23 protein-coding genes are annotated in these 26,431 nt (G+C 70.1%); 8 read left to right on the top strand and 15 right to left on the bottom strand.

Features of this window, described 5'->3' with window-relative positions:
- Position 1 precedes the first annotated feature (1 nt).
- Both ACZ3I4_RS39300 and prmC read right to left on the bottom strand, forming a co-directional pair.
- Positions 2-655, bottom strand: coding sequence for an L-threonylcarbamoyladenylate synthase (locus ACZ3I4_RS39300; RefSeq protein ID WP_465387293.1), 654 nt, complete (start codon positions 653-655; stop codon positions 2-4).
- A 37-nt stretch (positions 656-692) separates the two neighbouring features.
- On the bottom strand, positions 693-1,565 hold the full coding sequence (gene prmC / locus ACZ3I4_RS39295; protein ID WP_465387201.1) for a peptide chain release factor N(5)-glutamine methyltransferase: 873 nt from the start codon (positions 1,563-1,565) through the stop codon (positions 693-695).
- A gap of 80 nt (positions 1,566-1,645) precedes the next feature.
- On the opposite strand from prmC, the gene ACZ3I4_RS39290 reads away from it, so the two are divergent.
- The gene (locus ACZ3I4_RS39290; protein ID WP_465387200.1) at positions 1,646-3,169 is read left to right on the top strand and encodes a GGDEF domain-containing protein; all 1,524 of its coding nucleotides are present in this window, start codon (positions 1,646-1,648) and stop codon (positions 3,167-3,169) included.
- 8 nt (positions 3,170-3,177) lie between these two features.
- On the top strand, positions 3,178-4,515 hold the full coding sequence (locus ACZ3I4_RS39285; protein WP_465387199.1) for an outer membrane protein assembly factor BamB family protein: 1,338 nt from the start codon (positions 3,178-3,180) through the stop codon (positions 4,513-4,515).
- A gap of 3 nt (positions 4,516-4,518) precedes the next feature.
- Here the strand turns inward: ACZ3I4_RS39285 and prfA are convergent, their stop codons facing one another.
- Positions 4,519-5,610: a peptide chain release factor 1 gene (gene prfA, locus ACZ3I4_RS39280; RefSeq protein ID WP_465387198.1), complete on the bottom strand. Its 1,092-nt coding sequence runs from the start codon at positions 5,608-5,610 to the stop codon at positions 4,519-4,521.
- A gap of 78 nt (positions 5,611-5,688) precedes the next feature.
- Complete coding sequence (gene rpmE / locus ACZ3I4_RS39275; RefSeq protein WP_465387197.1) at positions 5,689-5,913, bottom strand: 50S ribosomal protein L31; 225 nt, start codon at positions 5,911-5,913, stop codon at positions 5,689-5,691.
- A 200-nt stretch (positions 5,914-6,113) separates the two neighbouring features.
- Between rpmE and ACZ3I4_RS39270 the strand changes: the two genes are divergently transcribed.
- The gene (locus ACZ3I4_RS39270) at positions 6,114-7,010 is read left to right on the top strand and encodes a phosphatase domain-containing protein (RefSeq protein ID WP_465387196.1); all 897 of its coding nucleotides are present in this window, start codon (positions 6,114-6,116) and stop codon (positions 7,008-7,010) included.
- Between the two features lie 3 nt (positions 7,011-7,013).
- A complete protein-coding gene (locus ACZ3I4_RS39265) occupies positions 7,014-7,631 on the top strand; it encodes an RNA ligase family protein (protein WP_465387195.1) in 618 nt (205 codons plus the stop codon).
- Here ACZ3I4_RS39265 and ACZ3I4_RS39260 read toward each other — a convergent pair.
- From ACZ3I4_RS39260 to thrB, 3 genes are all read right to left on the bottom strand, one after another.
- Positions 7,615-8,781 carry a nitric oxide synthase oxygenase gene (locus tag ACZ3I4_RS39260; RefSeq protein ID WP_465387194.1) on the bottom strand — a complete coding sequence of 389 codons (1,167 nt, stop codon included), beginning with the start codon at positions 8,779-8,781 and terminating at the stop codon, positions 7,615-7,617. The genes ACZ3I4_RS39265 and ACZ3I4_RS39260 overlap by 17 nt on opposite strands.
- A gap of 130 nt (positions 8,782-8,911) precedes the next feature.
- Complete coding sequence (gene rho / locus ACZ3I4_RS39255) at positions 8,912-11,029, bottom strand: transcription termination factor Rho (RefSeq protein ID WP_465387193.1); 2,118 nt, start codon at positions 11,027-11,029, stop codon at positions 8,912-8,914.
- Between the two features lie 331 nt (positions 11,030-11,360).
- Positions 11,361-12,272 (bottom strand): homoserine kinase, encoded by a 912-nt coding sequence (gene thrB / locus ACZ3I4_RS39250; RefSeq protein WP_465387192.1) that lies wholly within the window; start codon positions 12,270-12,272, stop codon positions 11,361-11,363.
- A gap of 54 nt (positions 12,273-12,326) precedes the next feature.
- Here thrB and ACZ3I4_RS39245 point away from each other — a divergent pair, with 54 nt between their 5' ends.
- A complete protein-coding gene (locus ACZ3I4_RS39245) occupies positions 12,327-12,701 on the top strand; it encodes a hypothetical protein (protein WP_465387191.1) in 375 nt (124 codons plus the stop codon).
- Here the strand turns inward: ACZ3I4_RS39245 and ACZ3I4_RS39240 are convergent.
- Together ACZ3I4_RS39240 and ACZ3I4_RS39235 are read right to left on the bottom strand one after the other, a co-directional pair.
- Positions 12,681-13,913, bottom strand: a complete 1,233-nt coding sequence (locus ACZ3I4_RS39240; protein WP_465387190.1) for an MFS transporter — start codon at positions 13,911-13,913, stop codon at positions 12,681-12,683. The two genes, ACZ3I4_RS39245 and ACZ3I4_RS39240, sit on opposite strands and share 21 nt — an antisense overlap.
- Before the next feature lie 51 nt (positions 13,914-13,964).
- A complete protein-coding gene (locus tag ACZ3I4_RS39235) occupies positions 13,965-17,189 on the bottom strand; it encodes an efflux RND transporter permease subunit (protein WP_465387189.1) in 3,225 nt (1,074 codons plus the stop codon).
- Positions 17,190-17,334: 145 nt separating this feature from the next.
- Here ACZ3I4_RS39235 and ACZ3I4_RS39230 point away from each other — a divergent pair, with 145 nt between their 5' ends.
- Positions 17,335-17,772 carry a MarR family winged helix-turn-helix transcriptional regulator gene (locus tag ACZ3I4_RS39230; RefSeq protein ID WP_465387188.1) on the top strand — a complete coding sequence of 146 codons (438 nt, stop codon included), beginning with the start codon at positions 17,335-17,337 and terminating at the stop codon, positions 17,770-17,772.
- Here ACZ3I4_RS39230 and thrC read toward each other — a convergent pair.
- From thrC to argS, 4 genes are all read right to left on the bottom strand, one after another.
- Complete coding sequence (gene thrC / locus ACZ3I4_RS39225) at positions 17,764-18,813, bottom strand: threonine synthase (protein WP_465387187.1); 1,050 nt, start codon at positions 18,811-18,813, stop codon at positions 17,764-17,766. The genes ACZ3I4_RS39230 and thrC overlap by 9 nt on opposite strands.
- 96 nt (positions 18,814-18,909) lie before the next feature.
- Positions 18,910-20,223, bottom strand: a complete 1,314-nt coding sequence (locus ACZ3I4_RS39220; protein ID WP_465387186.1) for a homoserine dehydrogenase — start codon at positions 20,221-20,223, stop codon at positions 18,910-18,912.
- On the bottom strand, positions 20,220-21,605 hold the full coding sequence (gene lysA, locus ACZ3I4_RS39215) for a diaminopimelate decarboxylase (protein WP_465387185.1): 1,386 nt from the start codon (positions 21,603-21,605) through the stop codon (positions 20,220-20,222). Before lysA ends, ACZ3I4_RS39220 begins: the two co-directional genes overlap by 4 nt.
- 2 nt (positions 21,606-21,607) lie before the next feature.
- Entirely contained in the window at positions 21,608-23,272 is a 1,665-nt protein-coding gene (gene argS, locus ACZ3I4_RS39210) for an arginine--tRNA ligase (RefSeq protein ID WP_465387184.1), read from the bottom strand.
- 85 nt (positions 23,273-23,357) lie between these two features.
- Between argS and ACZ3I4_RS39205 the strand changes: the two genes are divergently transcribed.
- The gene (locus ACZ3I4_RS39205) at positions 23,358-24,164 is read left to right on the top strand and encodes a DUF3105 domain-containing protein (RefSeq protein WP_465387183.1); all 807 of its coding nucleotides are present in this window, start codon (positions 23,358-23,360) and stop codon (positions 24,162-24,164) included.
- The gene (locus ACZ3I4_RS39200; protein WP_465387182.1) at positions 24,164-24,829 is read left to right on the top strand and encodes a DUF305 domain-containing protein; all 666 of its coding nucleotides are present in this window, start codon (positions 24,164-24,166) and stop codon (positions 24,827-24,829) included. The genes ACZ3I4_RS39205 and ACZ3I4_RS39200 overlap by 1 nt, the downstream gene beginning before the upstream one ends.
- Positions 24,830-24,888: 59 nt before the next feature.
- On the opposite strand, the gene ACZ3I4_RS39195 is transcribed toward ACZ3I4_RS39200, so the two are convergent.
- Together ACZ3I4_RS39195 and ACZ3I4_RS39190 are read right to left on the bottom strand one after the other, a co-directional pair.
- A complete protein-coding gene (locus ACZ3I4_RS39195; RefSeq protein WP_465387181.1) occupies positions 24,889-25,302 on the bottom strand; it encodes a hypothetical protein in 414 nt (137 codons plus the stop codon).
- A 230-nt stretch (positions 25,303-25,532) separates the two neighbouring features.
- Positions 25,533-26,396 (bottom strand): helix-turn-helix domain-containing protein, encoded by an 864-nt coding sequence (locus ACZ3I4_RS39190; protein WP_465387180.1) that lies wholly within the window; start codon positions 26,394-26,396, stop codon positions 25,533-25,535.
- Positions 26,397-26,431: the final 35 nt, after the last annotated feature.

Raw genomic sequence — 26,431 nt, 5'->3', positions numbered from 1 at the left:
CTCAGGCCTCCGCCTCGTCGGGCGCCACGATCTCGGGCACGACGTCGCGCAGCTTGCCGATCGGGATCGCGCCGGCCCGCAGCACCTGCGGCACCTCGCCGGTCACGTCGACGACCGTGCTGGGCGCCGGGTCGTGCGCCTCGCCGGCCTCGAGATAGACCCGGACCGCGTACTCCAGCTGGTCGCGGGCGGCCTCGGCGGTGATCGGGGCGGGCTGACCCACCTTGTTGGCTGTGGTGACCGCCATCGGACCGACCGCCCGCAGCACCTCGAGGGCCACCGGGTGCAGCGGCATGCGCACCGCGATGCGGCCGCCGGTGTCGCCGAGATCCCACTGCAGGCTGGGCGAATGCTCGACATAGAGGGTCAGCGCGCCGGGCCAGAACGCGTCGGCCAGCTCACGCGCCGCCTTGGGCAGCGAGTAGACGAGACCGTCGAGCGTGTGCCGCGAACCGACCAACACCGGCGGCGGAACCTGGTTGGTGACGCTGCGCGCATGGTGCAGCGACGTGATCGCGTGCGGGGTGAACGCGTCCGCTCCGACCCCGTACACCGTGTCGGTCGGCATGACGACCAGCTCACCGCTCTTGACCGCCTCGACGGCGGCGGCGATGCCGCGATCCCGGTCCGCGGTCGTACGGCAGTCGTAGAGCATCACACCGTGCAGTCTGCCATGCGATCCGGCGTATCGATCAGGCCCGCCTCGCTGTCGCGTACCGTGGCCGCCCGGCCAGGTCGGCGTGCGCGGCCACCTCGAGGAACCGGCCGTCGGCGCGCAGCAGCTCGGGCACCACCTCGCCGTGCACGTCGTCGTGCTCGATGCCGACCACTCCGCCCGGCCGCAGCAGGGCCGCGGCCAGCGCGATCACCGGCCGGATCACGGTCAGCCCGTCGTCGCCGCCGAACACCGCCTCGGCCGGGTCGACGGCGACCTCGGCCGGAACCGGCGTGGCCGCCGGCACATAGGGCGGGTTGCACAGCAGCACATCCACGGCGCCCCGCAACTCCGGAAGAAGGCCCGGATCGGTCACGTCGCCCTCGACGACCTCGACCGCCGGGAAGCCGGCGGCGTTCGCGCGCAGATAGGACAACGCGGCGGCCGACCGTTCGACCGCGATCACCCGGCCCGGCGCGGCCTCGTCGGCCACCGCGAGCGCGATGGCCCCGGAGCCGCTGCACAGATCGACCACCGTCGCGCCGGGCGCGGTGTGCTCGATGCCCCAGCCGGCCAGAAGCTCCGTCTCGGGTCGTGGGACGAAGACGCCGTCGCCGACCTGAAGTTCGAGATGCCGGAACGCGGCCGTCCCGAGCAGGTGCTGCAGCGGAATCCGCCGCGCACGCTCGGCCACGAGCGCGGTGAAACGACCGAGCTCGTCGGCCCGCAACGAGTCGACCAGCAGCAACCGCCCACGTGAGACTCCCAGCACGTGCGCCGCCAGAAGCTCGGCGTCGACGCGGGGCGATTCCACCCCGGCGGCCGAGAGATCGACGACCGCCGTGGCCAGGGCGCGGCTCAGCGGCGTCCGAACCGTGGGCCGGGAGGTGTCTTCGGAGTCCTTGTCCACGGCATAATCTTCAAACGTCACGTGCGGCGCCGATCGGCCGGGTCGGTGCACAGACGCGCGGCACCAGTGGGAGGCGCCTGGTGAGTTGGTTGGACCAGCTCGCGGAGAACACCGAGGAGCTGCGCGGCGCCGGACGCCTCCAGCAGAACGGCCGCTCGGCGGAGGCGTTGCCGATCCTCGACAAAGTGCTCGCGGTCGCCACCGATCCGACGACGCGGGCGTACGCGCTGGTGCAGCGGTTCGGCGCGCTGATCAACCTGGGCCGGATAGCCGAACTGGCCACCGCGATGACGGTCGCCGAGAACGCCGTACGCGAGATCCCGGACGCCTATCTGCGCGGCCAGATGCACGCCTTCGCCGCCCTCGGCGCCCACCTCGAACGCAATCTGGACCGCGGCGTGACCCACCTCGTGCAGGCGTCCCGCGCCCTCGCGGCGGTGCAGCAAAGCGACTCCGAGACCGCGTGGGGCTGGCACGACCTCGCGATGGCCTATTCGTACCTCGGCTTCCACGGCCACGCGCTGACCGCGATCGAGCAGGCCCGGCAGGTCGGCGCCGGGGCCGGCCTGGCCCCCGAGATCTTCGCGGCGCCCGGCATCCGGCTGCGCAACGCGGTCTCGCTCGACCACCAGGGCGACACCGACGGCTGCCTGCGGGTGCTGCGCGACATCGACGCCGAGCTGACCCGGTACGTCGCGATCGGCGCCGACCACATGCGACCGGGGAGCCGGGCGGCGTACGGATACTCGCTGGCCCGCCGGGCCGCGCTGGGCGAGGAGACCGAGGCCAACGCGGCCGAGTGGCTGACCGGTGGCGGCGACAGCGTTCGCACCCGCGACCTGCAGCATCTCGGTCACGTGTGTCTCACGATGGCCGCCGGCCGGCCCGCACACGCCCTGTCCCTGCTGGATTCGGTGCCGGTGTCGGCCGAGATCCTGGGGGCGGCCGAACCGGCCCGGCTGCGCAGCATCTGTCACGCCGCCGCGGGCGACCACGCGGCCGCGCACGCCGCCGACCGGTACGCGTTCCGGCTCGCCGCCCAGCGCATCGACCGGCTGCGCGACGGCTATCTCGACGGCGTCGCGGCCCGGCTCGACGCGCAGGAGACCCAGCGCGATCCCGGCCGCTACGGCGACGAGTCGCTCACCGACCCGCTGACCGGCCTGCCCAACCGGCGTCAGCTCGAGCGGTACGTCGCCACGATGCTGCAACGCGGCGAGCGGGCGGCGATCGGCGTGTGCGACCTGATCGGTTTCACCGAGGTCAACGCCCGGCACGGGCGGCACTGCGGCGACCTGGTGCTGCAGCGGATCGCCGGCGTGCTCAACCGGGTCATGCGCCGCGGCGACTTCGTGGCCCGGTTCGCCGGCGACGAGTTCGTGGTGGTGCTGCCGGGCGCGGGCACGGCCCAGGCGGCCGAGGTGTCGCGCCGGATCACCGCGGCCGCCACGGCCGAGAACTGGCAGATCCTGGTGCCGGGCACGCCGATCAGCCTGGCCGCGGGCTGGTCCGAGGTCGGCGCGAACGGGCGTACGCTCAGCGCCGCGCTCGCCGCGGCCGCGGCCAACCGGCTTCCGACCCGGCCCATCTCCGAGATGACGTAGCCACCGCCATGAGCACGATCGAGCTCGGCGAGATCTCCCCGGCCCACGACGGTCCGGTGCCCGCCGGCTCGCCGAGGTGGAACCGCCGGCTGGTGCGACAGGCCGGCGCCGGCCTCGTGGCCGTCCTCTGCCTGGCCGGCCTGACCGGGTCGCAGGTTCCCGAGCCGCTCGGTGTCCGTCCGGTGTGGAGCGTCTCGATCGCGCAGGCCCAGGGCACGACGCTGACCCGCGACGGCGTCTTCGTGCACCGATCGGCCGACGGTCTCGCCTCGATCACCGCGTACGAGCTGGCCACCGGCGCGATCCGCTGGCAGCGCTCGTTCGACAGCACGATCGGCTATCTGCAGGCGGCCGAGTCGGCGGGCATGCTGCTCGTGCCGACCGAGGGCCACGTCGTCGAGCTGCCGTCGCTCGGCGACGGATCCGCCTTCCACGCCGAGTTCCACCGGCAGACGATCGCGATCTCGACGGCGACCGGCGCCGAACTGTGGCGCACGCTGGGCGAGCCGTACACGGTTTCCGACGGGACGGCGCTGCTCACCGAATACACCGAAAGCGCCGATCTGGCCCGGATGCGCCTGATCCGGCTGAGCGACCACGGCACGATCTGGAGCCGCGACACCCCGGGCGCCGGCAACTACACCGTCACGCCGACCGACCGTCCCGAAAAGATCATCACCGCCACCGACTCGGGGGTGATCAGCATTTTCGCGTACGCGTCGGGCGCGCTGGTCAGTTCGGCCCGGGTGCCGTGGGTGAAGGGCAATCCCGACGAGGGCTACTTCAACGACCTCAGCGGCACCGGCGAGGTCCTGGTGGTCAACCGGTCGCGGCGCGAGGTCTTCGACATGAGCGTCTATCGCGCCGACACGATGACCGAGCTGTGGAAGGCTCCCGACACCAACGGGTACGCCTTCCCGTGCGGCTCCGCGCTGTGCCTCAACGACGGCGGGGGCCTGGTCGCCTACGACCCGCTGACCGGCGCCCACCGATGGCGGCTCGACGGCGCCGTCAACGCGTTTCAGGTGAGCCCCGACCGGCTGGTGCTCGGCGAGGGCCTGGACGACGGCCGCAACCTGCTGGTCGACGCCGAGACCGGCGCGACCGTGGGCGAGCCGGCCAACGGCACCCTGGCCTGGAACGACTCGCCGGAGCGCTCGGTGATGCTGCTGCGCTCGACCGTCACGCCCCCGGACCGTACGGCCGTCATCCGCTGGGATCTGGCCACCGGCCGGCAGCGGATGCTGGGCACGATCGGGGCCATGGTGGGCCGGCCCTGCTCGTCCGTGCCCGGCTTTCTGGCCTGCACGGTCGGCGAGGACTATCAGATCGTCGCGGTCAAGTGAGCGTTACGGCCGGCGGCTGATCTCGGACCCGTCGCCCAGTCGCGCCGCGCGGTCGGCCTCGGCCAGCGCGTCGAGCACGGCGTCGAGTTCCCCGCCGAGCACCAGGTCGAGGTTGTAGGCGGTGTAGCCGATCCGGTGGTCGGTGATCCGGTTCTGCGGGAAGTTGTACGTCCGGATGCGCTCGGAACGGTCGACCGTACGCACCTGGGCCTTGCGGGAGTCGGAAGCGGCCGCGTCGGCCTGCTCCTGGGCGATGGCCAGCAACCGGGAGCGCAGGATGCGCAGCGCCGATTCCTTGTTCTGCAGCTGGCTCTTCTCGTTCTGGCAGCTGACGACCGTGCCGGTGGGCAGGTGGGTGATGCGCACGGCGGAGTCGGTGGTGTTGACCGACTGGCCACCGGGGCCGGACGAGCGGAAGACGTCGATGCGCAGGTCGCCCGGCGCGATCTCGATGTCGACCTCCTCGGCCTCGGGCAGCACCAGCACGCCGGCGGCCGAGGTGTGGATGCGGCCCTGCGACTCGGTGACCGGCACGCGCTGCACCCGGTGCACGCCGCCCTCCCACTTCATCCGGGACCAGACGCCGTGGCCGCCCTGGGGCAGGCCCTTGGTGCGGACGCCGACCGAGATGTCCTTGACGCCGCCCAGGTCGGACTCCTGCGAGTCGATCACCTCGACCACCCAGCCGTGACGCTCGGCGTAGCGCGTGTACATGCGCAGCAGATCGCCGGCGAACAGCGCGGACTCCTGGCCGCCCTCGCCCGCCTTGATCTCGATGATCACGTCCTTGGCGTCGTGCGGGTCGCGCGGGATGAGCATCTCGCCGAGCTTCTCCTCGAGCGGGGCGAGGGCGGCCGCGACCGCCTCGACCTCGCCCGCGAAGCTCGGGTCCTCGGCGGCCAATTCCTTGGCCGCGACCAGGTCGGCCCGGGCCGCCTCGAGCTCGGCGTGGGCTGCATAGAGCGGGGCCAGCTCGGCGAAACGCCGGCCGACCCGGCGCACGAGGGCCTGGTCGGAGTGGATGGAGGGGTCCTCCATCTGCCTCTCGAGGTCGGCGTACTCGGCGAGAAGGGTGCCCAGCCGATCGTTGCTCACGGTCTCTCCCAATCGAAATGGCCCCGGCATGCGAACGGCGCCCGCCCCCTGGACGGGGTGCGGGCGCCGTTGAAGCAGTTACTTCTTCTTCGCGGCGTTGACCTTGGCGTACTTGGCCTGGAACTTCGCGACCCGGCCCGCGGTGTCGAGGACGCGCTGCTTGCCGGTGTAGAACGGGTGGCAGGCGCTGCAGGTCTCGACGCGGATCTCGCCGCCCTTGGCGGTGCTGCGGGTGGTGAAGGTGCTGCCGCAGGAGCAGACGACCTCGGTGGACGTGTACTCCGGGTGGATGCCGCTCTTCATGTAACTCGGTCTCCCTCAATGGAAAACGGTCGCCGGGTCGCCGAGCGAAAAGCTGGGGCGTGAACCGGAACCTTTACTGGCCGATGTACTAGTCTGCCATGTCGCCGCGTCTTGGCGAAATCGGCGTGACCTGGGCTTCAACATAAGCCGCCGGCGACCTATTCCCGGGGCGTTTGCCCTGCTTTGTCCGGAGCGAGCTGATGACGAGACTTCTGATCACCCGGGGGCTGCCGGCGTCCGGCAAGACCACCTTTGCCCGCAAGCTCCAGCCCGGGGTTGTCCGGGTCAACCGCGACGACCTGCGGCGCATGCTGCACGGCCGGCGGCTCTACACCGAGTGGGCCGAGGCTCAGGTCAGCCTGATTCAGCGGACCACGGTCGACGCGTTGCTGCGCAAGGGGGCCGGCGTGATCGTCGACGACACCAACCTGCGCGGCGAGACCGTCAAGCGGTGGGCCGAGATGGCCGCGCGGCACCGGGCGAGTTTCGAGGTGCACGACTTCACCGACGTGCCGCTCGACGAGTGCATCCGGCGGGACGCCGCGCGCGGGGAGGACGAACGGGTCGGCGAGGCCGGCATCCGCCGCATGTACGACCGGTATCTGGCCGGGAAGAACCTTCCGCTGCCCATCCCGTACGCGGAAACCGGCGGCCCGGGCGTGCTCTACGACCCGCCCCCGGAGCTGCCGCCGGCGATCCTGGTCGACATCGACGGCACGGTCGCGCTGATGAACGGCCGCCGCCCGTACGACTGGCACCGGGTCGGCGAGGACACCCCCAACCAGGCCGTCATCGAGGCGGTGCGGGCCATGCACGCGGCCGGGAACGCGATCGTCTTCTGCTCGGGACGCGACGAGGTGGCCCGCCCGGAAACCGAGGCCTGGCTGGATCTTTACGTGGATGTGCCGTACGAAGCACTATTCATGCGGCCCGAGGGCGACAACCGCAAGGACGCGGTGGTCAAACGGGAGATCTTCGAGAGGGAGATCAGCGAACGCTGGCGCATCGCCGGGGTCTTCGACGACCGGCAACAGGTGGTGCGGATGTGGCGCGAGCTCGGGCTGACCGTGTTCCAGGTGGCGGAGGGAGACTTCTGAGCGGTGAAGTACCCACGCACCTACCACCTGCCCGACTCGCCCGGCGCCACGGACGACGACAAGGTGCAGCACGATCTGACCTGGCTCGACGGCGAGCTGGTGGTGACCGAGAAGCTCGACGGCGGCAACCTGACCTTCACGCGCGACGCCATGTACGGCCGGTCGCTCGACTCCGGGACCCAGCCGTGGGATCGTCCGGCCAAGGCGCTGTGGGCCATGACGGCGTACCGGATCCCGGACGACTGGCGGGTCTGCGGCGAGTCGATGTGGGCCCGCCGCAGCATCGCCTACTCCGACCTGCCCGGCGTGTTCATCGTCTTCGGCATCTGGGACGAGACCGACACCCTGCTGGGCTGGGACGACACGGTGGACTGGGCCACACGCCTGGAACTGCCGGTGGTGCCGGTCCTCTATCGCGGGGGCAGTCTGTCCGAGGCCCGGGCGGCGTGGGCGGCCCGCCGTGACGCCGACACTTCCGAGGGCTTCGTCGTACGGTCGGCCGGGCGCATCCCCGCCGACGAGTTCGCGGTCCGCGTGCTCAAGTGGGTGCGGGCCGGGCACGTACGCACCCCCGACAGCTGGCGGCGCCGCGACGACTTCGCCGTCAATGAGTTCGCCTGACCGGGCATCCCTCGCGGGCCAGCGCGGACGCCTCGTCGTCGAGATAAAACGCGGGCCGCAGGTCGGCCTCGTCGTAGTACCGATGGAAGACCGGGGTGATCCCGCCCGACATCGGCGGCACGATCCAGGTCCAGTCGGCGGGCACCCGGCGGCCGGCCCTCTCCTCGTTGCCGATGTGCTTGAGGAACCGCTGCGACTCGGTGTGATGGTCGCTCATCTTCACGCCGGCCTGCTCGAACGAATGCAGCACGGCCCGGTTGAGCTCGACCAGCGCCCGGTCCCGCCACAGCGTCGACTCCCGGCTCGTGTCCAGTCCGATCCGGGACGCAATCGTCGGCAGCATGTCGTAGCGGTCGCCGTCGGCCAGGTTGCGGGCGCCGATCTCGGTGCCGAGGTACCAGCCGTTGAACGGCGCCAGCGGATAGTGCACGCCGCCGATGGTGAGCCGCATGTTCGAGATGGCCGGGACGGCGTGCCAGCGCAGGCCCAGCTCGGCGAACCAGCCGTATTCGGGATGGGTCAGCGGGACCTCGCGGATGGCCCGCTCCGGCAGTTCGTAGAGGCGTACGCCCTCGTACGGGGTCTCGATCGCGAGCGGCAGCACGTCGAACTGGTCGCCCTTGCCGCGCCACCCGAAACCCCGCATCGCGGCGGTGAACTGTTCCTGCCGGGCGTCGCCGACCGGGCAGCCGTCGGCGCCGCGGTAACCGGCGTAGCGGATGAGCTGCTCGTTCCAGATGCGGGCGTACGGCCGGCCGGGCTCGGCGGCAGCGAAGATGCTGATGACCGGGCGGATCTGGTTGCTGCCCGCCGTCTGCAGATGATTGACCAGCAACGAGAAGATCTCATCGGCCGTACGGGCCCGGCGGCGATCCAGAACGACGAGGCTGCGCCAGTAGAGACGGCCGATGCATCGGCTCGCGTTGCGCCAGGCCAGTTTGGCGCCGTAGGCGAGTTCCTCGGTGGTGTGCACATAGGTGCCGGTGGCCGCGATCTGCGCCCGGACGATCGCCAGCCGGGGCTCGACCGGTCCGAGCCGCAGGTTCTCCGTGTAGCACTGCCGCAGAAAGTCCTCGGCCTCACCGGGATCCGCGGGCGCCGTCGGGTCCCAGGGTTCGATCGGTGTGTCCCGATAGCCGGGCACGTTCATCGGCGCCTCCCACCGTGTCGCTGATCGGTATGGGAGATTCGCACGGTCCGGCCCGGTATCGGACAGACAGCCTGTGCGACATAAAAACGCGGCCTCTCCGTTAAGAGAGGCCGCGTCCTGATTTGTGCGTTTACTCGCCGGGCGTCGACTTCGCGATCTGCATCAGGAACTCGACGTTCGTGCGGGTCTGCTTGAGCCGGTCGAGCAGCAGGTCGAGCGCCGCCCCCGAGTCGAGCGAGTGCAGCACCTTCCGGAGCTTGTGGATGATCGCCAGCTCTTCCTTGCCGAGCAGGATCTCTTCCTTACGCGTGCCGGACGGGTCGATGTCGATGGCCGGGAAGACCCGCTTGTCGGCGATCTTGCGGTCGAGCTTGAGCTCGGCGTTACCCGTGCCCTTGAACTCCTCGAAGATCACCGTGTCCATCATCGAGCCGGTCTCGACCAGCGCGGTCGCGAGGATGGTGAGCGAGCCACCGTTCTCGATGTTGCGCGCCGCACCCAGGAACCGCTTCGGCGGATAGAGAGCCGTCGAATCGATACCACCCGACATGATGCGACCGGAGGCCGGCGCGGCCAGGTTGTACGACCGGCCGAGCCGCGTCACCGAGTCGAGCAGGACGACCACGTCGTGGCCGAGCTCGACCAGGCGCTTGGCCCGCTCGATCGCCAGCTCGGCGACCGTGGTGTGGTCCTGCGGCGGACGGTCGAACGTGGCCGCGACGACCTCGCCCTTGACCGAGCGCTGCATGTCGGTGACCTCTTCGGGCCGCTCGTCGACCAGCACGACCATCAGGTGGCACTCGGGGTTGTTGTGGGTGATCGCGTTGGCGATCGCCTGCAGCACCATCGTCTTGCCAGCCTTGGGCGGCGAGACGATGAGTGCCCGCTGGCCCTTGCCGATCGGCATGACCAGGTCGATGACGCGCGTGGTCAGGATGTGCGGCTCGGTCTCGAGACGCAGACGCTCCTGCGGGTACAGCGGGGTGAGCTTGTAGAACTCCGGACGGCGCCGGGCCTCCTCGGGCTCCATCCCGTTGATCGTGTCCAGCCGGACCAGCGGGTTGTACTTGTCACGGCGCTGGTCGCCCTGGCCGCTGTCGCGGGGCGCGGCCCGCACGGCGCCGGTGACCGCGTCGCCGCGGCGCAGGCCGTGCTTCTTGACCTGCGACATCGACACATACACGTCGTTCGGGCCGGAGAGGTAACCGGTTGTGCGGACGAACGCGTAGTTGTCGAGCACGTCGAGGATGCCGGCCACCGGGACGAGCACGTCGTCCTCGTTGACGTGCGGCTCGCGGCCGCCGCTGTCGCGCTGACCGCCCTCGTTGCCGTCGCGGTCACGGCCACGCCGGCGATCGCGGAAGCGGCTGCGCCGGCTCCGGCGGCCGCCTTCGCCACCGTCGTTGTCGTCGTCCTCGTCGTTGTTGTTGTTGCGGCCCTGATCGCGGCCGTCGTTGCGCGGACGCTCGTCGCGCTGACGGTCGTCGCGGGGACGGTCGTCGCGGGGACGGTCCTCACGAGGACGGTCCTCACGGGGGCGGTCGTCACGGGACCGGTCGTCACGGGGGCGGTCGTCGCGCTGCCGGTCGTTGCGCTGGCGGTCGCGGTTGCGCTCGCCCCGCTCCGGACGCTCGATGCGCTCGGCCGTCTCGGTTTCGGCGACCGGAGCCGGCGTCTCGCGGGACTCCCGCGGCTCGCGGGACTCACGGGGCTCCCGCGACTCACGGGGCTCGCGGGAGTCACGCTGGTCGCGGTTGCGGCCGCGGCGGCTGCCACCCTCGGCGACCGGGGCCGCCTCCGGCTGCGCGGCAGCGATCGGCGTCACCTCGGCCGGAGCAGCGCTGATCGGACCGGTGGGGGCGTCGGCCGGAGCGGTCTGCACGACGGGCGGCTCGGCCTTGGCCGACGCGGCCACGGGGGCCGTGGCGACGACGGGGGCCGGGGCGGTCGCGGCGGGCTCGGCCGCAGCGGTGGCGGCCTTGGCGGCCTGGCTGCGGCGCGGCGCCGGTGCGCTCTCGGCGGGCGCACCGCCGCTCTGGCGCTCGGTGATCGCGGTGATCAGTTCGCCCTTGCGCATGCGCGCGGTGCCGGAGATGCCGAGGGACGCGGCGAGGCTCTGCAGCTCGGGCAGCAGCATCGCGGACAGGCCGGTGCCGCCACGGCGGCGCTTCGTGGCCGTCGCGGTGGGGCCGGCGCCGGCGTCAGCGACGTCAGAAACACCCGACGTCACGTCGGTGGTGTCGCTCAATGGATTCCTTCCGTCGGAAAAAGCCCGAGACTCCCGGTTCTGCAGCCTGGTGGCCGGGAGTTCCGGTTACCCGCCTCGCCAAGCGGCGCGGGAAAATTGTGCAGCACGGCAGCTCGACGGTGTCCCTGCCCGTCAGGGGATGACGAGTAGGTCTCGGCGAGTGCAGCGACATTTCTGCTGCTGCCCGGCGTGTGCCTGTGGAGAGGTGAGACGGCCAGGAAGGCCATGGGAGTCTCGGGGTGCGCGCCGAATAGCAGAGATCGCTTGCTTCGCGGCTGTGCTAGGTCTATGAGCGTAGTCAACTCGTGCGACCTGCGGCAACAGGGCCCCGCTAGGCGAGTTCCACCATACTCCCTTTGACAAGAGCTCCGGCGCCATCCACGCCCAACGACTCGGCGCGCCATTCTGTTCCCGGGTGGAAATCGGCGGGCACCTGGGTCAATGCCAGCACCGAGGGCCCGGCGCCACTCACCACGGCGGCCACGCCGACCGAACGCAGCGACGCCACGAGCGACGCCGTGCCGGGCATTCCGACGGCGCGGTAACCCTGGTGCAGACGGTCCTCGGTGGCCGCCCAGAGCAGGTCGGGATCGCTGGTCAGCGCATGGGTCAGCAGCGCCGCGCGGCCGGCGTTGAAGGAGGCATCGGCGTGCGGCACGGTGGACGGCAGCGCGGCGCGCGCCGAGGACGTGTATCCGCGCTCGGCCGGAATGAAGACTGTCGGATGTACGTTGCTCGCCGGCTCGATGCGTACGGCCCGCGCGCCGGTCGCCTCGGTCCAGGCGATGGTGAAACCGCCGAGCAGACACGGCGCCACGTTGTCGGGATGACCCTCGAGCCGGGCCGCGATGGCCAGCGCGGCCTCGTCGCCGATCGTCTGCCGGCCGTTCGCCACCAGACCGCGGGCGAGTTGCACGCCGCCGACGATGGCCGCCGACGACGAGCCGAGCCCGCGCGCCTGCGGGATGCGGTTGACGCACTCCACGGCCAGGCCGGGCGGGCGCTCGCCGAACTCGTCGAAGGTGGCCAGCATCGCCCGCAGCACCAGATGGGTCTCGTCGCCGGGCAACTCGCCCGCGCCCTCGCCGCTGACCGTCACCGTGAAGCCACTTTCGGTGACCCGGGCGGTGAGGTCGTCGTAGAGCGTCAGCGCGAGGCCCAGGGCGTCGAAGCCGGGACCGAGGTTGGCGCTGGTGGCCGGCGTGCGTACGGAAACCGGCTCGGTGACGAAGGTCAGGCCCATCGCCACATGCTAGGGCTTGATCTTCTGTCGTACCCGGCCGGTAGGTTCGGCGCCGTGATTGAGTTCGGATCCTTCATCGGGTTCTTCGTCGTCCAGTTCCCGGTGCTCGCGGTGCTGGCCGGTGGCCTGATCGTGCTGGCGTCACCGGCCCGCCGGCTGCCCGGGCGCAGCCACACGCTGGCCCGCGCCGGCCTGATCGTGCTGCTGGCCGAGACCCTCACGTCGCTGATCTGGAACATCGCGTTCGTCCAGATTGTCGGCCGCTCCGGCTGGTCGGCGACGCAGTTCGGGTTGATCAGCAGCATCGTCGGCTTCATGCTCGCGGTGTTCTTCGCGGCCGGGCTGGGGTTGCTGGTCGGGGCGTTCGCGACGATCCGGTCCGAGGCGGCCCGGGTCACCGTCCCGCCATCAGTCGGTCCCGACCGCTGACGGTTCCGAGCGGGCCACGTTGCGCACGGCGATCCGCCAGCCGATCGCGTAGAGCAGGGTGACCAGGCCGCAGCCGGCCAGAATGACTCGCTCGTCGACCAGGTCGACCACGGCGGTCGCGCCCAGCTGACTGACCGCGATGGCCAGCGTGGCCAGCATCAGGTCGGTCGAGAAGACCCGTCCGCGCAGCCGGTCGGGCACCTCGCCCTGCAACGCATAATTCGAGAGCACCCAGTTCGCGCCGCCGGCGAGGTGCGCGACGAAGACGAGCGCGAGCACCAGCGGGAACCACGCGGCCACGGCCACACCCAGATAGCCGATCCCGTAGAGCGCCATCGAGAGCGCCAGCCCGGGAAAGAGCCACGAGCGGCGGCGGATGACCGGGCCCAGCACGAACGGGCCGGCCAGCGCACCGGCCCCGCGTACGGCGAAAAGCAGGCCGGCGCCGAGCACACCGGCCCCGTGCAGCCCGGCGATCAGCGGGAAGACGGTCAGCACCCCGTTGCCCAGGCCGGCCGCCATCTTCACGGTGACCAGCGCCCGGATGCGCGGGTTCTGCCGCAGATAGCCGAACGACTCGCGCAACGCGTGCCGGGTGCGCGGCGCCGGGGTGCCCGCCTCGCGGCCGGTCTGCAGGGGACGGCGGATCGTGGCGGTCAGCGCGGCGCCCAGGATCAGCAGCCCGGCGGTGATGCCGAAGCACGCGTACGGGCCGAAGGCCGCACCGATCACGCCGCCGAGCGAGGCGCCGACGATCGTCATCGTGCCCCAGGCCGAGCCCGAGACGGTGTTGGCCGCGGCCAGGTCGTCCGGGTCGACGACGTTGGGCAGCGCGGCCGAGGCGGCCGGGGAGTAGAACGCCTTCGCCACGGCCATCGCCCCGATGGCGACCAGCGCCAGTGGCGCCGTGGCGGCCGAGCGGACCGTGAACAGCAGGAGAACGGCCACCACCGCGGCCAGATTGGCGCTGATCAGGATCTTCCGCCGGTCGAACCGGTCGGCGATCGTGCCGGTGTACGGCAGAAGCAGCGCGTTGATGCCGGTGTCGGCGGCCAGCACCAGGCCGCCCCAGATGCCGCTGCCGGTGAGCTCGGGCAACAGCACGAGCAAGGGAACCATCACGAACCAGTCGGCGCCGAAGACGACGAGCTCGGCCGCGAAGAGCCGCCGGAAGTCCCGGTTACGAGTAACGACCGAAAACGCTGCTGCCACGTACACGGACGTTACCGGGCGGCCGGATCGTGATCCGGCCGCCCGGGGTCTCTACTCCGTGGACGGGTCGGGGCGCTTCGGCATCTTCAGCACCTCGAACTGGTCGGTGTAACCGCGCAGCGCGCCGCTCGGCTGGGGCTTCGGCTCGTCGGCCTCGACCGGCCCGTCGGCGTCCGGCGCCACCGGCTCCTCGGGCGGGCTGACCTGACCCCGCTTGGCCAGCCGCTTGAGCCGCCGCTTCTCGTTGCGGTTCTCGACCATGGTGTAGAGCGTCGGCACCAGCACCAGGGTCAGCAGCGTCGAGCTGATCAGACCGCCGATGACCACAATGGCCAGTGGCTGCGAGATGAAGCCGCCCTCACCGGTGAGGCCGAGCGCCATCGGGATCAGCGCGAAGATGGTCGCGATGGCGGTCATCAGGATCGGCCGCAGACGGTGCCGGCCACCCTCGATCACCGCCTCCTGCACGCCCATGCCGGCCGCTCGGTAGTGGTTGATCAGATCCATCAGCACGATGGCGTTGGTCACCACGATGCCGACCAGCATCAGCACACCGATCAGCGCGGGCACGCCGAGCGGGGTGCCGGTGATCAGCAGCAGGGCGATGGCGCCGGTGGCCGCGAACGGGATCGAGACCAGCAGGATCACCGGCTGGATCAGGCTGCGGAACGTCGCCACCATGATGATGAAGACGATCGCGATCGCCGCCAGCACGGCCAGCCCCAGCTGCTGGAACGCTTCGGCCTGGTCGGCGCTGGCGCCGCCGATGGACGCCGAGGCGCCGGCCGGCAGGGTCAGGTCGTCCAGCTTCTTCTGCAGCTCACGGGTGGACGCGCCGAGGTCGGAACCGGTGGCCGTGCCGGTGACGGTGACCGTGCGGTCGCCGTCGACGCGGGTCACCTCTTCGGGGCCGCTGACCTCCTTGACCTCGGCCAGCGTGCCGAGCGGCACGATGCCGCGGGCCGAGGTGATCGGCATGCGGCGCAGTGCGGCCGGGTCGGCGGGCGCCGAGCCGAACGAGATCACGACGTCCTGGCCGGAGCCGTCGACCGACATCTGACCCGCGGGCGCCGACCGGAACGCGCCGGCGACGCTCTGCGCGATGCCCGCCTCGGTCAGGCCGTACTGGGCCGCCACCTCGCGCTTCACCGACACCTGCAGCCGCGGCACGCTGGCCGCGAGCGAGCTCTTCACCTCGATGACGCCGCCGGTGGCCGACATCGCCTGCTGAACCTGCTCACTGGCCTGGGTGAGCACGTCGAGGTCGGCCGCCTTCACCTGGACGGAGAGCTCGTTGCCGCCACCGAGACCGGAGCTGTCGCCACCGATGCTGACCTCGCCGACGCCGTTCATGCCGGCGAACTTGTCGCGCAGCTCGTCGGTCAGCTTGACCGCGTCGGCGTCCTCCTCGAGCCCGACGTTGAAGCTGGCCGTGCTCGCGCCGCCACCGCCGACGAACGGGTTGAAGTCGCCGCCGCTGCCCAGCGACACCTGGTAGGTCTTGACGCCCTCGGTGTCGGCCAGCACCTGCTCGACCTGCTTGGCCGCGGCGTTGGTGGCGGCCAGGTTGGTGCCGACCGGCATCTCCTGCGAGATCGAGAGCGAGTCTTGGCCCGACTGGTCGAGGAAGTTCGTCTCGAGCCGGGTGGACAGGCCCAGCGTGCCGATCAGCACGGCGAGGCCGATCGCCAGCGTCGTCCAGCGCCGCTTGGTGGCGAAGTTGATCACCGGCAGATAACCGCGCTGCAGCGGGCTGCGCCGCTCCTTCTCCTCGGCGGCCTGACGGACGGCCTCGGAGTCGGCCCCGGCCGGCGGCGGCTTGAGGAACCAGTACGCCAGCACGGGCACCACGGTCAGGGCCACGAACAGCGAGGCCAGCAGGGCCACGGTCACAGTGATGGCGAACGACGAGAAGATCTGCCCGACGAACCCGCCGACCAGGGCGATCGGGGCGAACACGGCCACCGTGGTCAGGGTGGACGCGGTCACCGCGCCGGAGACCTCACGGACGGCCGAGATGATCGCGTGGACCTTCGGTTCCCCGTACTCGAGATGTCTCTTGATGTTTTCGAGGACGACAATCGAGTCGTCGACCACCCGCCCGACCGCGATGGTCAGCGCGCCCAGGGTGAGCAGGTTGAGGGTGAAGTCGCCGATCCACAGCGCGATCAGGGCGATCAGCACCGACAGCGGGATCGACACGGCCGTGACCAGCGTCGAGCGCACCGACAGCAGGAAGACCAGGATGACGATCACGGCCATCACCAGGCCGAGCAGACCCTCGGTGGTGAGGCTCTCGATCGAGCGCTCGACGAACGGCGCCTGGTCGACGACGACGGTCAGCGTGGCCCCGGAGGCGGTCTGCAGGTCGGCCAGCTTGTCGCGGACCGCGTGCGAGATGTCGACCGGGTTGCCGTCGGGCCGCGCGGTGACGGCGATGCCCAGGCTGTCCTGGCCGTCGGTGCGGGTGTACGAGGTGGCCGCGGGCAGTTTGCTCTCGACCGTGGCGACCGAGCCGAGCTGAACCGGGCCGCGGGAACCGGTGAGGTAGACCTGCTTGAGCTGGTCGATCGAGGTGAGCGGCGTGCCGACCTGCACGGTCAGCGAACGGCTGCCCTCGGCCACCGCGCCGGCGGGCACCGAGATGCCGTTCTGCTGGAGCACCGTGGTGATCGACTGAGGGGTGACCCCGGCCGCGGTGAGCTTGGCGAAGTCGGGCGTGATCACGACCTGCGCCGCGCGGGCGCCGGTGATCTGCGTGTCCCGGACGCCCTCGATCGCGTTGAGTTCCGGGACGACGGTGTCGTTGAGCTTCTCGAGCAGTTCGCTCTCGTCACCGCCGCCCGAGGCGGCCAGCACGATCGCCGGGATGTCGTCCGTGCCGCCCGCGAAGATCGTCGGAGTGACGTTGTCGGGCAGGCTCGGCTGCACCCGGTTGACCGCGGTCGTCAGCTGGTTGACCGCGCTGTCGATGTCGGTGCCGAAGACGAAGGCGACGGTCACGGTCGCGATGCCCTCGCGGGTGCTCGACGTGACGCTGTCGATGCCGTCGAGGCCCTTCGCCGCGTCCTCGAGCGGTTCCGTGATCTGGTCCTGAATGATCTCGGGACCGGCGCCCGGCAACGTCGCCGTGACGAAGGCCGCGGGGAACTCGATCGACGGGAACAGCTGCTGTTTCAGCGATGGGATGGCGAAGAGGCCGTAGCCGGTGATGATGATGGCGATCAGGGCGACGAGCCCTCTGTTGGCCAGGCTCAGCCGGGTCAGGAATGACATGTGCGCTCCCCCGGTAATAGTTCGTCCAGCATAAATAGTTTGCCCGACACGAACAAATGGTTTTCTGCCGGGGTGCGCTGGTACGGTCCGTCATGAGATGGACGCAGCCCGGCCATCAGCGCGTCACAGAGGAGGGTCCGCCGCGGTGGCCGATAGACAACAACTCATCGCGGACATTATGGGCGCGCAGCAGCGCCTGCAGGACCTGATCGCCGAGGACCGGGCCGACCCGCTGTTCTCGTCGCATCTGACCCTGTCGCAGCTTAAAATCCTCATGCTGCTCGCCCGCCACGGCTCTGTCTCGGGCAGCGAACTGGCCGGCATGCTCGGAGTCGGCGCGGCCGCGCTGACCGGCATGATCGATCGGCTCGTGGTGCAGGATCTGGTGGCACGCACGGAGGACGTGCACGACCGGCGGGTCCGCCGGATCGCGCTGACACGCACGGGCCGCGATCTCATCGGGAGCATCTTCAATGCCGGTGAGGAGAAGATGCGTACGCTCCTCAGCCGTCTCTCAGCCGAGGAGCTCGATCTGGTGGCTCAGGCCACCGCGTTGATCGTCAAGGCCGCCGAATCAGGCTAGGCCCAGCTCCCGCGCGGCGGTCAGCACGTCGTTCTGGATGGTCGTCGGCGACGGGGCGGTCGAGATGGCCCACTCCGGGTCCTTGAGGCCGTGCCCGGTGACCGTGCAGACGACGGTCGACCCGGTCGGGATCTTGCCCGCGGCCGCCTGCTGCAGCAGGCCGGCGACGCTGGCCGCGCTGCCGAGCTCGACGAACACGCCGACCTCACGGGCGAGCAGCCGATAGGCCGACAGGATCTCCCGGTCGGTGACGGCGGAGATCAGGCCGCCCGAGGCGTCGCGGGCGTCGAGCGCCTTGGTCCAGCTGGCCGGGTTGCCGATGCGGATGGCGGTGGCGATCGTCGAAGGCTCGTCCACGACCTGGCCGGAGACGAGCGGCGCGGCGCCCGAGGCCTGGAAACCGAACATGTGCGGCAGGCGGGTGCTGTTGCCCGCCTCCTTGTCCTCCTGATAGCCCATCCAGTACGCCGAGATGTTGCCGGCGTTGCCGACCGGCAGGCAGTGGATGTCGGGGGCGTCCCCCAGGGCCTCGACGATCTCGAAGGAGGCCGTCTTCTGGCCGTGCAGCCGGAAGATGTTCACCGAGTTGACCAGCGAGACCGGAAAATCCTGGGACAGCTTCGAGGCCAGCGCCAGGCAATCGTCGAAGTTGCCGTTGACCTGCAGCAGCTTCGCGCCGTGGACGAGGGCCTGGGCCAGCTTGCCCAGCGCGATCTTGCCCTGCGGCACGAGCACCGCGCACGTCACCCCGGCCCGGGCCGCGTACGCCGCGGCGGAGGCACTGGTGTTGCCGGTGGACGCGCAGATGATCGCCTTGGCGCCCTCCTCCACGGCCTTGGACACGGCCATGGTCATGCCGCGGTCCTTGAACGAGCCGGTCGGGTTGGCCCCCTCGACCTTGAGGTAGACGTCGGCCCCCGTACGGGCGGAGAGCACCGGCGCGGGCACGAGCGGCGTGTTGCCCTCGTGCAGCGTGATCACCGGGGTCTTGTCGGTGACCGGAAGCCGGTCCCGATATGCCTCGATGAGTCCCCGATACATGACTGTGCTCCTCACGGTTGGCCTCGACGCCCAAGAGTGGCGCAGGTTGCCGAATCTTGGGACAGAAAGTTCACTTCCTGGGACAGGGTGGGCGGTTCAGGCACCACCCTCGACCCGCAGGACGCTGGCGATCGACCGCACGATGTCCAGCCGCGACAGATCCTCCACGGTCGCGGCCAGGTTGGCGTCGGGCGCGCCGTGGGTCACGATGACCAGCTTGGCGTCCTCCTCGCGGCCGGACTGGCGTACGGTCGCGATCGACACCTCGTGCTGGGCGAAGACACCGGCCACACTGGCCAGCACGCCCGGCCGTTCGGCCACGTCGAGGCTGATGTGATACCTCGTCACGGCCTCGCCGATCGGGCGTACGGGCAGATGGGCGTAATTGCTCTCGCTCGGCGCGCGGGTGCCGGAAAGCCGGTTGCGGGCCGCCGCCACGATGTCGCCCAGCACCGCGCTTGCGGTCGGCGTGCCACCCGCCCCACGGCCGTAGAACATGAGCTGACCGGCCGCCTCGGCCTCGACGAACACCGCGTTGAAGGCGTCGCCCACCCCGGCCAGCGGGTGGCTGCGCGGGATCATCGCCGGGTGCACCCGGACGCTCACCGATTCCTGCCCGGACGAGTCGGGGCCGCGCTCGGCGATGCAGAGCAGCTTGATCGTGCAGCCCATCTCCTTGGCGCTGGCCATGTCGCCCGCGGTCACGCCGGTCATCCCCTCGCGGAAGACATCGGCCGCAGTGACCCGCGAGTGGAAGGCGAGCGAGGCGAGGATGGCCGCCTTGGCCGCGGCGTCGAAGCCCTCGACGTCGGCCGTCGGGTCGGCCTCGGCGTACCCCAGCTCGGTGGCCTCGTCGAGCGCCTCGTTGAACCCGGCCCCGGAGGAGTCCATCGACGAGAGGATGAAGTTCGTCGTGCCGTTCACGATGCCGGTGACCCGGGTGACCCGGTCGCCGTGCAGCGACTCGCGCAGCGGGCGCAGCAGCGGGATCGCGCCGGCCACGGACGCCTCGTAGTAGAGGTCGGCGCCGCCCTCGGCCGCCGCGTCGTGCAGCACCGCGCCGTCCTCGGCCAGCAGCGCCTTGTTGGCCGTGATCACGCTCTTGCCGGCCCGCAGCGCCTCGACCAGCCAGGTGCGGGCCGGCTCGATGCCGCCCACCACCTCGACCACCACGTCCACGTCCTCGCGCTTGACCAGGCCGAGCGCGTCGGTGGTGAACAGCTCGGGGTCGACGGGCAGCTCACCGCGCTCGCGGCCGAGCCGGCGCACCGCGATCCCGACGATCTCGAGAGGGGCGCCGATCCGGGCGGTCAGGTCCTCGGCCTGGGCGTTCAGCAGGCGTACGACTTCCGACCCGACCGTGCCACAGCCCAGCAGGGCCAGGCGGACGCTCTTTTCAGGCTGGCTCATCCCACATCCAATGCGAGCAGGTCGTCCTCGGTCTCCCGCCGCACGACGACGCGCGAGGCGCCATCGCGCACGGCCACCACGGGCGGCCGAGGGACGTGGTTGTAGTTGCTGGCCATGCTCCGGCAATAGGCGCCGGTGCCGGGCACGGCAAGAAGATCTCCGGGCTGCACGTCGGCGGGCAGGAATTCATCCTTCACGACGATGTCCCCGGATTCACAATGCTTTCCCACCACGCGGGCCAGCAACGGCTCGGCCGGGCTGGCCCGCCCGGCCAAAGTCGCCGAGTAGGACGCGTCGTAGAGCGCCGTACGGATGTTGTCGCTCATGCCGCCGTCGACACTCACGTACGTCCGGATGCCGTCGACGTCCTTGACCGTGCCGACCTCGTACAGCGTGAGGACCGCGGGCCCGACGATGGCCCGGCCCGGCTCGATCGAGAGACGCGGCTTGCGCAGCTGCGCCTGCTCGCACTCCGACTCGACGATCTTGTGGAGTCGTTTGGCCAGGTCGCCCGGGCTGCTGGGGTCGTCCTGGGTGGTGTAGGCGATGCCGAAACCGCCGCCCAGGTCGAGGTCCTCGAGCTCGACGCCGCGCGCGTCGCGGATCTGCGCCTGCAGCTCGATCACGCGGCGGGCCGCCACCTCGAAGCCGTTGGTGTCGAAGATCTGCGACCCGATGTGCGAGTGCAGACCCTTCAGATTGAGTACGCCCTCGTCGAGGATCTTGACGGCGGCGGCGAACGCCGCGCCGCCGGCCAGCGAGAACCCGAACTTCTGGTCCTCGTGAGCGGTCGCGATGAACTCGTGAGTGTGTGCTTCGACACCCACCGTGACGCGAACCAGGACATCCGGCGCTTTGTTCATTTCCCGGGCCAGCGCGGTGAGCCGGTCGATCTCGTCGAACGAGTCGACGATGATCCGGCCCACTCCGGCTTCGAGCGCCCGCCGCAGTTCCGAGACGGACTTGTTGTTGCCGTGGAAGCCCAGCCGCTCGGCCGGGAAGCCGGCCGCGAGCGCGACCGCCAGTTCGCCACCCGAACACACGTCGAGGTGCAGACCCTCCTCGTCGATGATCCGGACGACGGCCTTGCACAGGAACGACTTGCCGGCATAGAAGACGTCGCAGTCGGAGAACGCCGCGGCGAAATCACGGCAGCGGGAGCGCAGATCGTCCTCGTCCAGCAGATAGGCCGGGGTGCCGTGCTCGGCCGCCAGGTCGATGACGCTCACGCCACCGATCTCGAGATGCCCGGCCTCGGCCCGGCGCACGGTCCGCGGCCAGAGCTCCGGCACGAGGGCGTTCACGTTCTCGGGCGTACGCAACCAGGCCGGGCCCCGCTGTCCGAGGTCGCCGTGCAGCGCCCCGGCCTCATGAGCTCGCATCCCTACATCCTTTCGGGCGCCGAGACGCCGAGCAGGCCCAACCCGTTGGCAATCACCGTACGGGTGGCGTCGTTGAGCCACAGCCGCGCGACGTTGACATCGGTGATGGGTTCGTCGCCCTGCGGCTTCACGCGGCATTTGTCATAGAAACGGTGGTAGGCGCCGGCGACCTCTTCGAGATAGCGCGCGACGTGGTGCGGCTCGCGCAGCTCGGCCGAGCGGGCCACCACGGCCGGGTATTCGCCCAGCGCCTTGAGAAGCTCGTTCTCCTTCTCGTGGCTGAGCAGCTCGGGGTGGAAGCCGGCCGCGTCGCCCCGGGTCAGGCCGATCTCGGACGCCTGCAACGCCACGTTGAACGTACGGGCGGCGACGTATTGCACGTAGTAGACCGGGTTGTCGTTGGTGGCCCTGGTCCAGACGGCGATGTCGAGGTTGATCGGCGAGTCCGACGAGTAGCGGGCCAGCGCGTACCGCGAGGCGTCGACACCGAGCGCCTCGACGAAGTCCTCCAAGGTCACCACCGTGCCGGCCCGCTTGCTCATGCGTACGGGCTCGCCGTCACGCACCAGGTTGACCAGCTGGCCGATCAGGATCTCGAGGTTGCGCGACGGGTCGTCGCCGAAGCACGCGGACATCGCCTTCATCCGGCCGATGTAGCCGTGGTGGTCGGCGCCCAGCATGATCACGACGCGCTCGAAGCCGCGCTTGCGCTTGTCGAGGTAGTAGGCGCAGTCGGCCGCGAAGTACGTCCAGTCGCCGTCCGACTTGCGCAGCACCCGGTCCTTGTCGTCGCCGAACTCGGTCGTCCGCAGCCAGGTCGCGCCGTCGGCCTCGAACACGTGCCCCTGCTCGCGCAGCCGGTCGAGGGCCTCCTGCAGCTCGCCCCGGTCGTGCAGGTCCTTCTCGTTGAAATACGTGTCGAAGTGCACGCCGAACTCGGTGAGCGACTGCTTGATCTCGGCGAACATCAGCTCGACGCCGATCCGCCGGAACGTCTCGAGTGCCTCCGGCTCCCCCAGCCGCAGCACGTCGGGCGCCTCGGCCACCACGGCGGCGGCGATCTCGGCGATGTACTCCCCGCCGTAGCCGTCCTCGGGGGCGGGCTCGCCCTTCGCGCTCGCGTACAGCGACTTCGCGAACCGGTCGATCTGGGACCCGGCGTCGTTGAAGTAGTACTCCGTGCCGACCGTCGCCCCCGCCGCGCGCAGCAGCCGGGAAAGGGCGTCGCCGACCGCGGCCCACCGCACGCCGCCGATGTGCACCGGCCCGGTCGGGTTGGCCGAGACGAACTCGAGGTTGATCCGCTCGCCGGTCAGAGTGTCGGTGTGCCCGTATTCGGCGCCGGCCAGCACGATGTCACGCGCCAGGACACCGGCGGCGGCCGCGTCGAGCCGGATGTTGAGGAAGCCGGGCCCGGCGATCTCCACCGACTTGACGCCGGGCTGGCGGCTCAGCTCCCCGGCCAGGGCGGCGGCCAGCTCCCGCGGCGCCACTCCGGCCTTTTTGCCCAGCTGCAGGGCTAGCGTGGAGGCGTAGTCACCGTGCTCGGGGTTGCGGGGTCGCTCGACCGTGGTGGCCTCGGGCAGAGCCGACGTGTCGAGCCCGCGGGTCTCGAACACGCTACGAGCAGCTGAGAGAACGGTGGCAGCAAGCTTGGCGGGAGTCACCCAGCCATGCTATCGGGGGTAGACTTCGTCGCTCGGTGGCCACCCGAGCCCCGCCCTCCCTCTTTCAAGGAATCGACGAGGCACGATGAGCATGAGCACGCCGGGTCCCGAACGGGTCCCGTCCTCAGTCAAGGTCACCAAGACCTCCGGCCAGGGCAAGCCGCCGTCCGGCGCTTCCACCGCTCCCGCCGGGAAGAAGCCCGGCGCCAAAGGCCCGGCCGGCAAGGGCGGCGGCAAGGGCCGCAAGCCGGTCACCCCGGTCAAGGTCGCGGGCAGCCGCAACTGGGGCCCGATCGCCGTGGCCGGCGTGGTCGTCCTGCTCGCCGTCGGCATCATCGGCTACGGCGTCTACGCGGCCGTGCAGGGCTCACGCGACTGGCAGGACAAGGCCTCCGAGATCGCCGGCGTGGTCAACTACCGCAAGCAGGACAACGCGGCGATCAACGACACCTCGCACAAGGACGGCCCGCAGAAGTACGTGACCAGCCCGCCGGTCGGCGGGGCGCACAACGCGACCCCGCAGAACTGCAACGGCGACGTCTACACCGAGCCGATCGCCAACGAGCACGCGGTCCACAGCCTCGAGCACGGCGCCGTCTGGATCACCTACAAGCAGGGCCTCCCGGCCGACCAGGTCGAGGTTCTGAAGAAGAAGGTCGAAGGCCAGGACTACACGTTGATGTCGCCGTACCCGGGCCTCGACAAGAACGTGTCCGTGCAGGTCTGGGGCTTCCAGCTCAAGACCGACGACGTCAACGACTCCAAGATTGACGAATTCATCAAGGACACCCGCCTCGTCTCCGCCCTCGAGCCCGGCATCTCGTGCTCCGGCGGCAACACGACGACCGGCCCGGTCCAGGCCGCCGGCAACGGCGCCGTGATGAACAAGTAATGACTGTCTCGACGCACGGCGCGGCGGCCGACGCCGCCGCGCCGCTCGACGGGGAGGAACCGGCCCGGCGCTCCCGCGGCCCGCTGTGGCTCGTGCTGACGCTCGTGCTGGGCATCGCGCTCGGCATCGGGATCGGCCTGTCGATCCCCCACTTCACCAAGCCCGGTGACGACTCGGTCGAGGCCGGCTTCCTGCGCGACATGTCGACCCACCACGGCCAGGCCGTCGAGATGTCGATGATCGCCCACCAGAAGTCCGACGACCCCGAGATCGTCTACGTGGCCAACGACATCGCGCTCACCCAGCACGGCCAGATCGGCTACATGCAGGCCTGGCTGCGCGACTGGGGCCTGAGCCCGACCGGCAGCCAGCCACCCATGGCCTGGATGCCGAACTCGGCCGGCTCGATTGTCAACGGCCTCATGCCCGGCATGGCCACCCCCGCACAGCTGACCGAGCTGCGCGCCGCCAGCGGCAAAGAACTCAACATCCAGTTCCTGACCCTGATGCGCCAGCATCACCTGGGCGGCATCCACATGGCCCAGGAAGCGGTCAAGCTGTCCGACAACAAGGACATCGACTGGATCGCCCAGAGCATGGTCGCCTCGCAGCAGACCGAGCTGGGCCTGATCGACAACCTGCTCAAAAAGGCGCAGGCCAGCTGAAGTCTCGGTAACAAGCGAAAGCCCGGACCACCTCAAGGTGGCCCGGGCTTTTCAGCTTCTTAGTTGCGGACGCTGATCTGCGGGCTGTCCACGGTCATGTGGAGCGCCCCGCTTGACGTGTAGATCTTGACCCGGTTCTTCACCGTCTTGGTCGAGACGGGAAGGGTCTGCAGGTTGGTGTAGCTGCAGCAGAACCGGCCGGTCGTCGTGATGCGGCCCGACTTCAGCGGTGCGCGCTCGACGCCGTTCACCACGAACATCTCCTTGTAGGTGTAGATGCTCGAGTCGTACCGGTACATGTAGAAGTCGCCCCGAGTCGAGTTGCCGTCCGCGCCGTGGTTGACGCACACAGAAACGGTCGGGTGGGAGGACGAGCTGCATCCTCCGGCGGCGAATGCCGGCGAACCGGTGGCCACCGTGAGGCCGGTGGCCGCGATCGCGGCCGCAGCGACGTAGCTCAGGACTTTCTTCATGCGTGATCCTTTCGTATGGCCACGAGGACCATCGGTTTGGCGCACGCCTCACCGAGTTGCCGCCCTGTCGCCCCCGTGGCGTCAACGGCTCGTTCAACGTAGATCCATGTGCACGCGTCGATGTAGCGAAAGCGGGCACGGCCATTGACGGTCCGTGCACGCCTTCGCCCGCTCTTGCGCTCTGTGCGGCCGCCACTCCAGCGTCCGGCGCCGCTCGCCCTTGCGCTCCGCTACTCCGGCAACGCCGTCCGGCGGTAGGCCGCCGGCGTGATGCCGTACGTCGCGCGGAACAATCGGCCCGCATGCGCCGGGTTGGCCAGGCCCCAATCCCGGGCGATCGCCTGAACCGGCCGATCCCGGTTGCGCGGGTCGGCCAGGTCATGGCGCCACCCCTGCAGCCGGCGCCCCCGAATCCACGCCGAAACCGTGATTCCCTGCCCCGAAAACAGCTTGTGCAACTGCCGCACCGACATATGGTGGGCCTTCGCCAGAAAAGCCGGAGTCAAATCCGGATCGGCCAGATTGTCCTCGGCAAAACGCTGAATGCGCTGCAATTCACGATCCGGTTCCCCGATGTGCTCGTTCACAACGATAGAGAACAGATCGACCAGCACCCCGGAAAGACGCACCCGCTCGGCGTCCCCGATCCGGGGCAACTCACTGAAGAGCGCATGCAACGACTGGTGCAGAACCTGCCCCGACCCGGAACGCCCCGACAGCCGGGTCACCCCCGGCGTCACAGGACCCATCCCCCCACCGACCAGCACACGCGGGAACCGCACCGTGAGCCAATCCGCCAGAACGCCCCGGCCAGCGGCTTCGCCCGCCGGCGGCACCTCACAGACCATCGGCCGCGAGGCGTCACAAAGCGCCATGTCGGTCGGCGCCAGCGAGAGCGTGCCACCACCCTGCACCAGATCCATCCGCCCGCCGATGAGCAGGAACAGACGATAAGAGACGCCTTCCCGCCCCTTCAGAACCGGATCCACCACGCCACTGGAAAAGCAGCGGGTGCGAGACATAAAGATGTCCCCGCAATTCGAGAATTCCACTGCTTCATACCGGCCGAAGCCATGCGGTGCCGCACGCGCCATGACAATATCTCCCCCGTGAGAATGCCGCCATTGAG

It is taken from the genome of Actinoplanes sp. NPDC021490 (assembly GCF_055562135.1).
The sequence above is the reverse complement of the archived record's forward strand: the minus strand, read 5'-3'. Positions and strand labels throughout refer to the sequence as shown.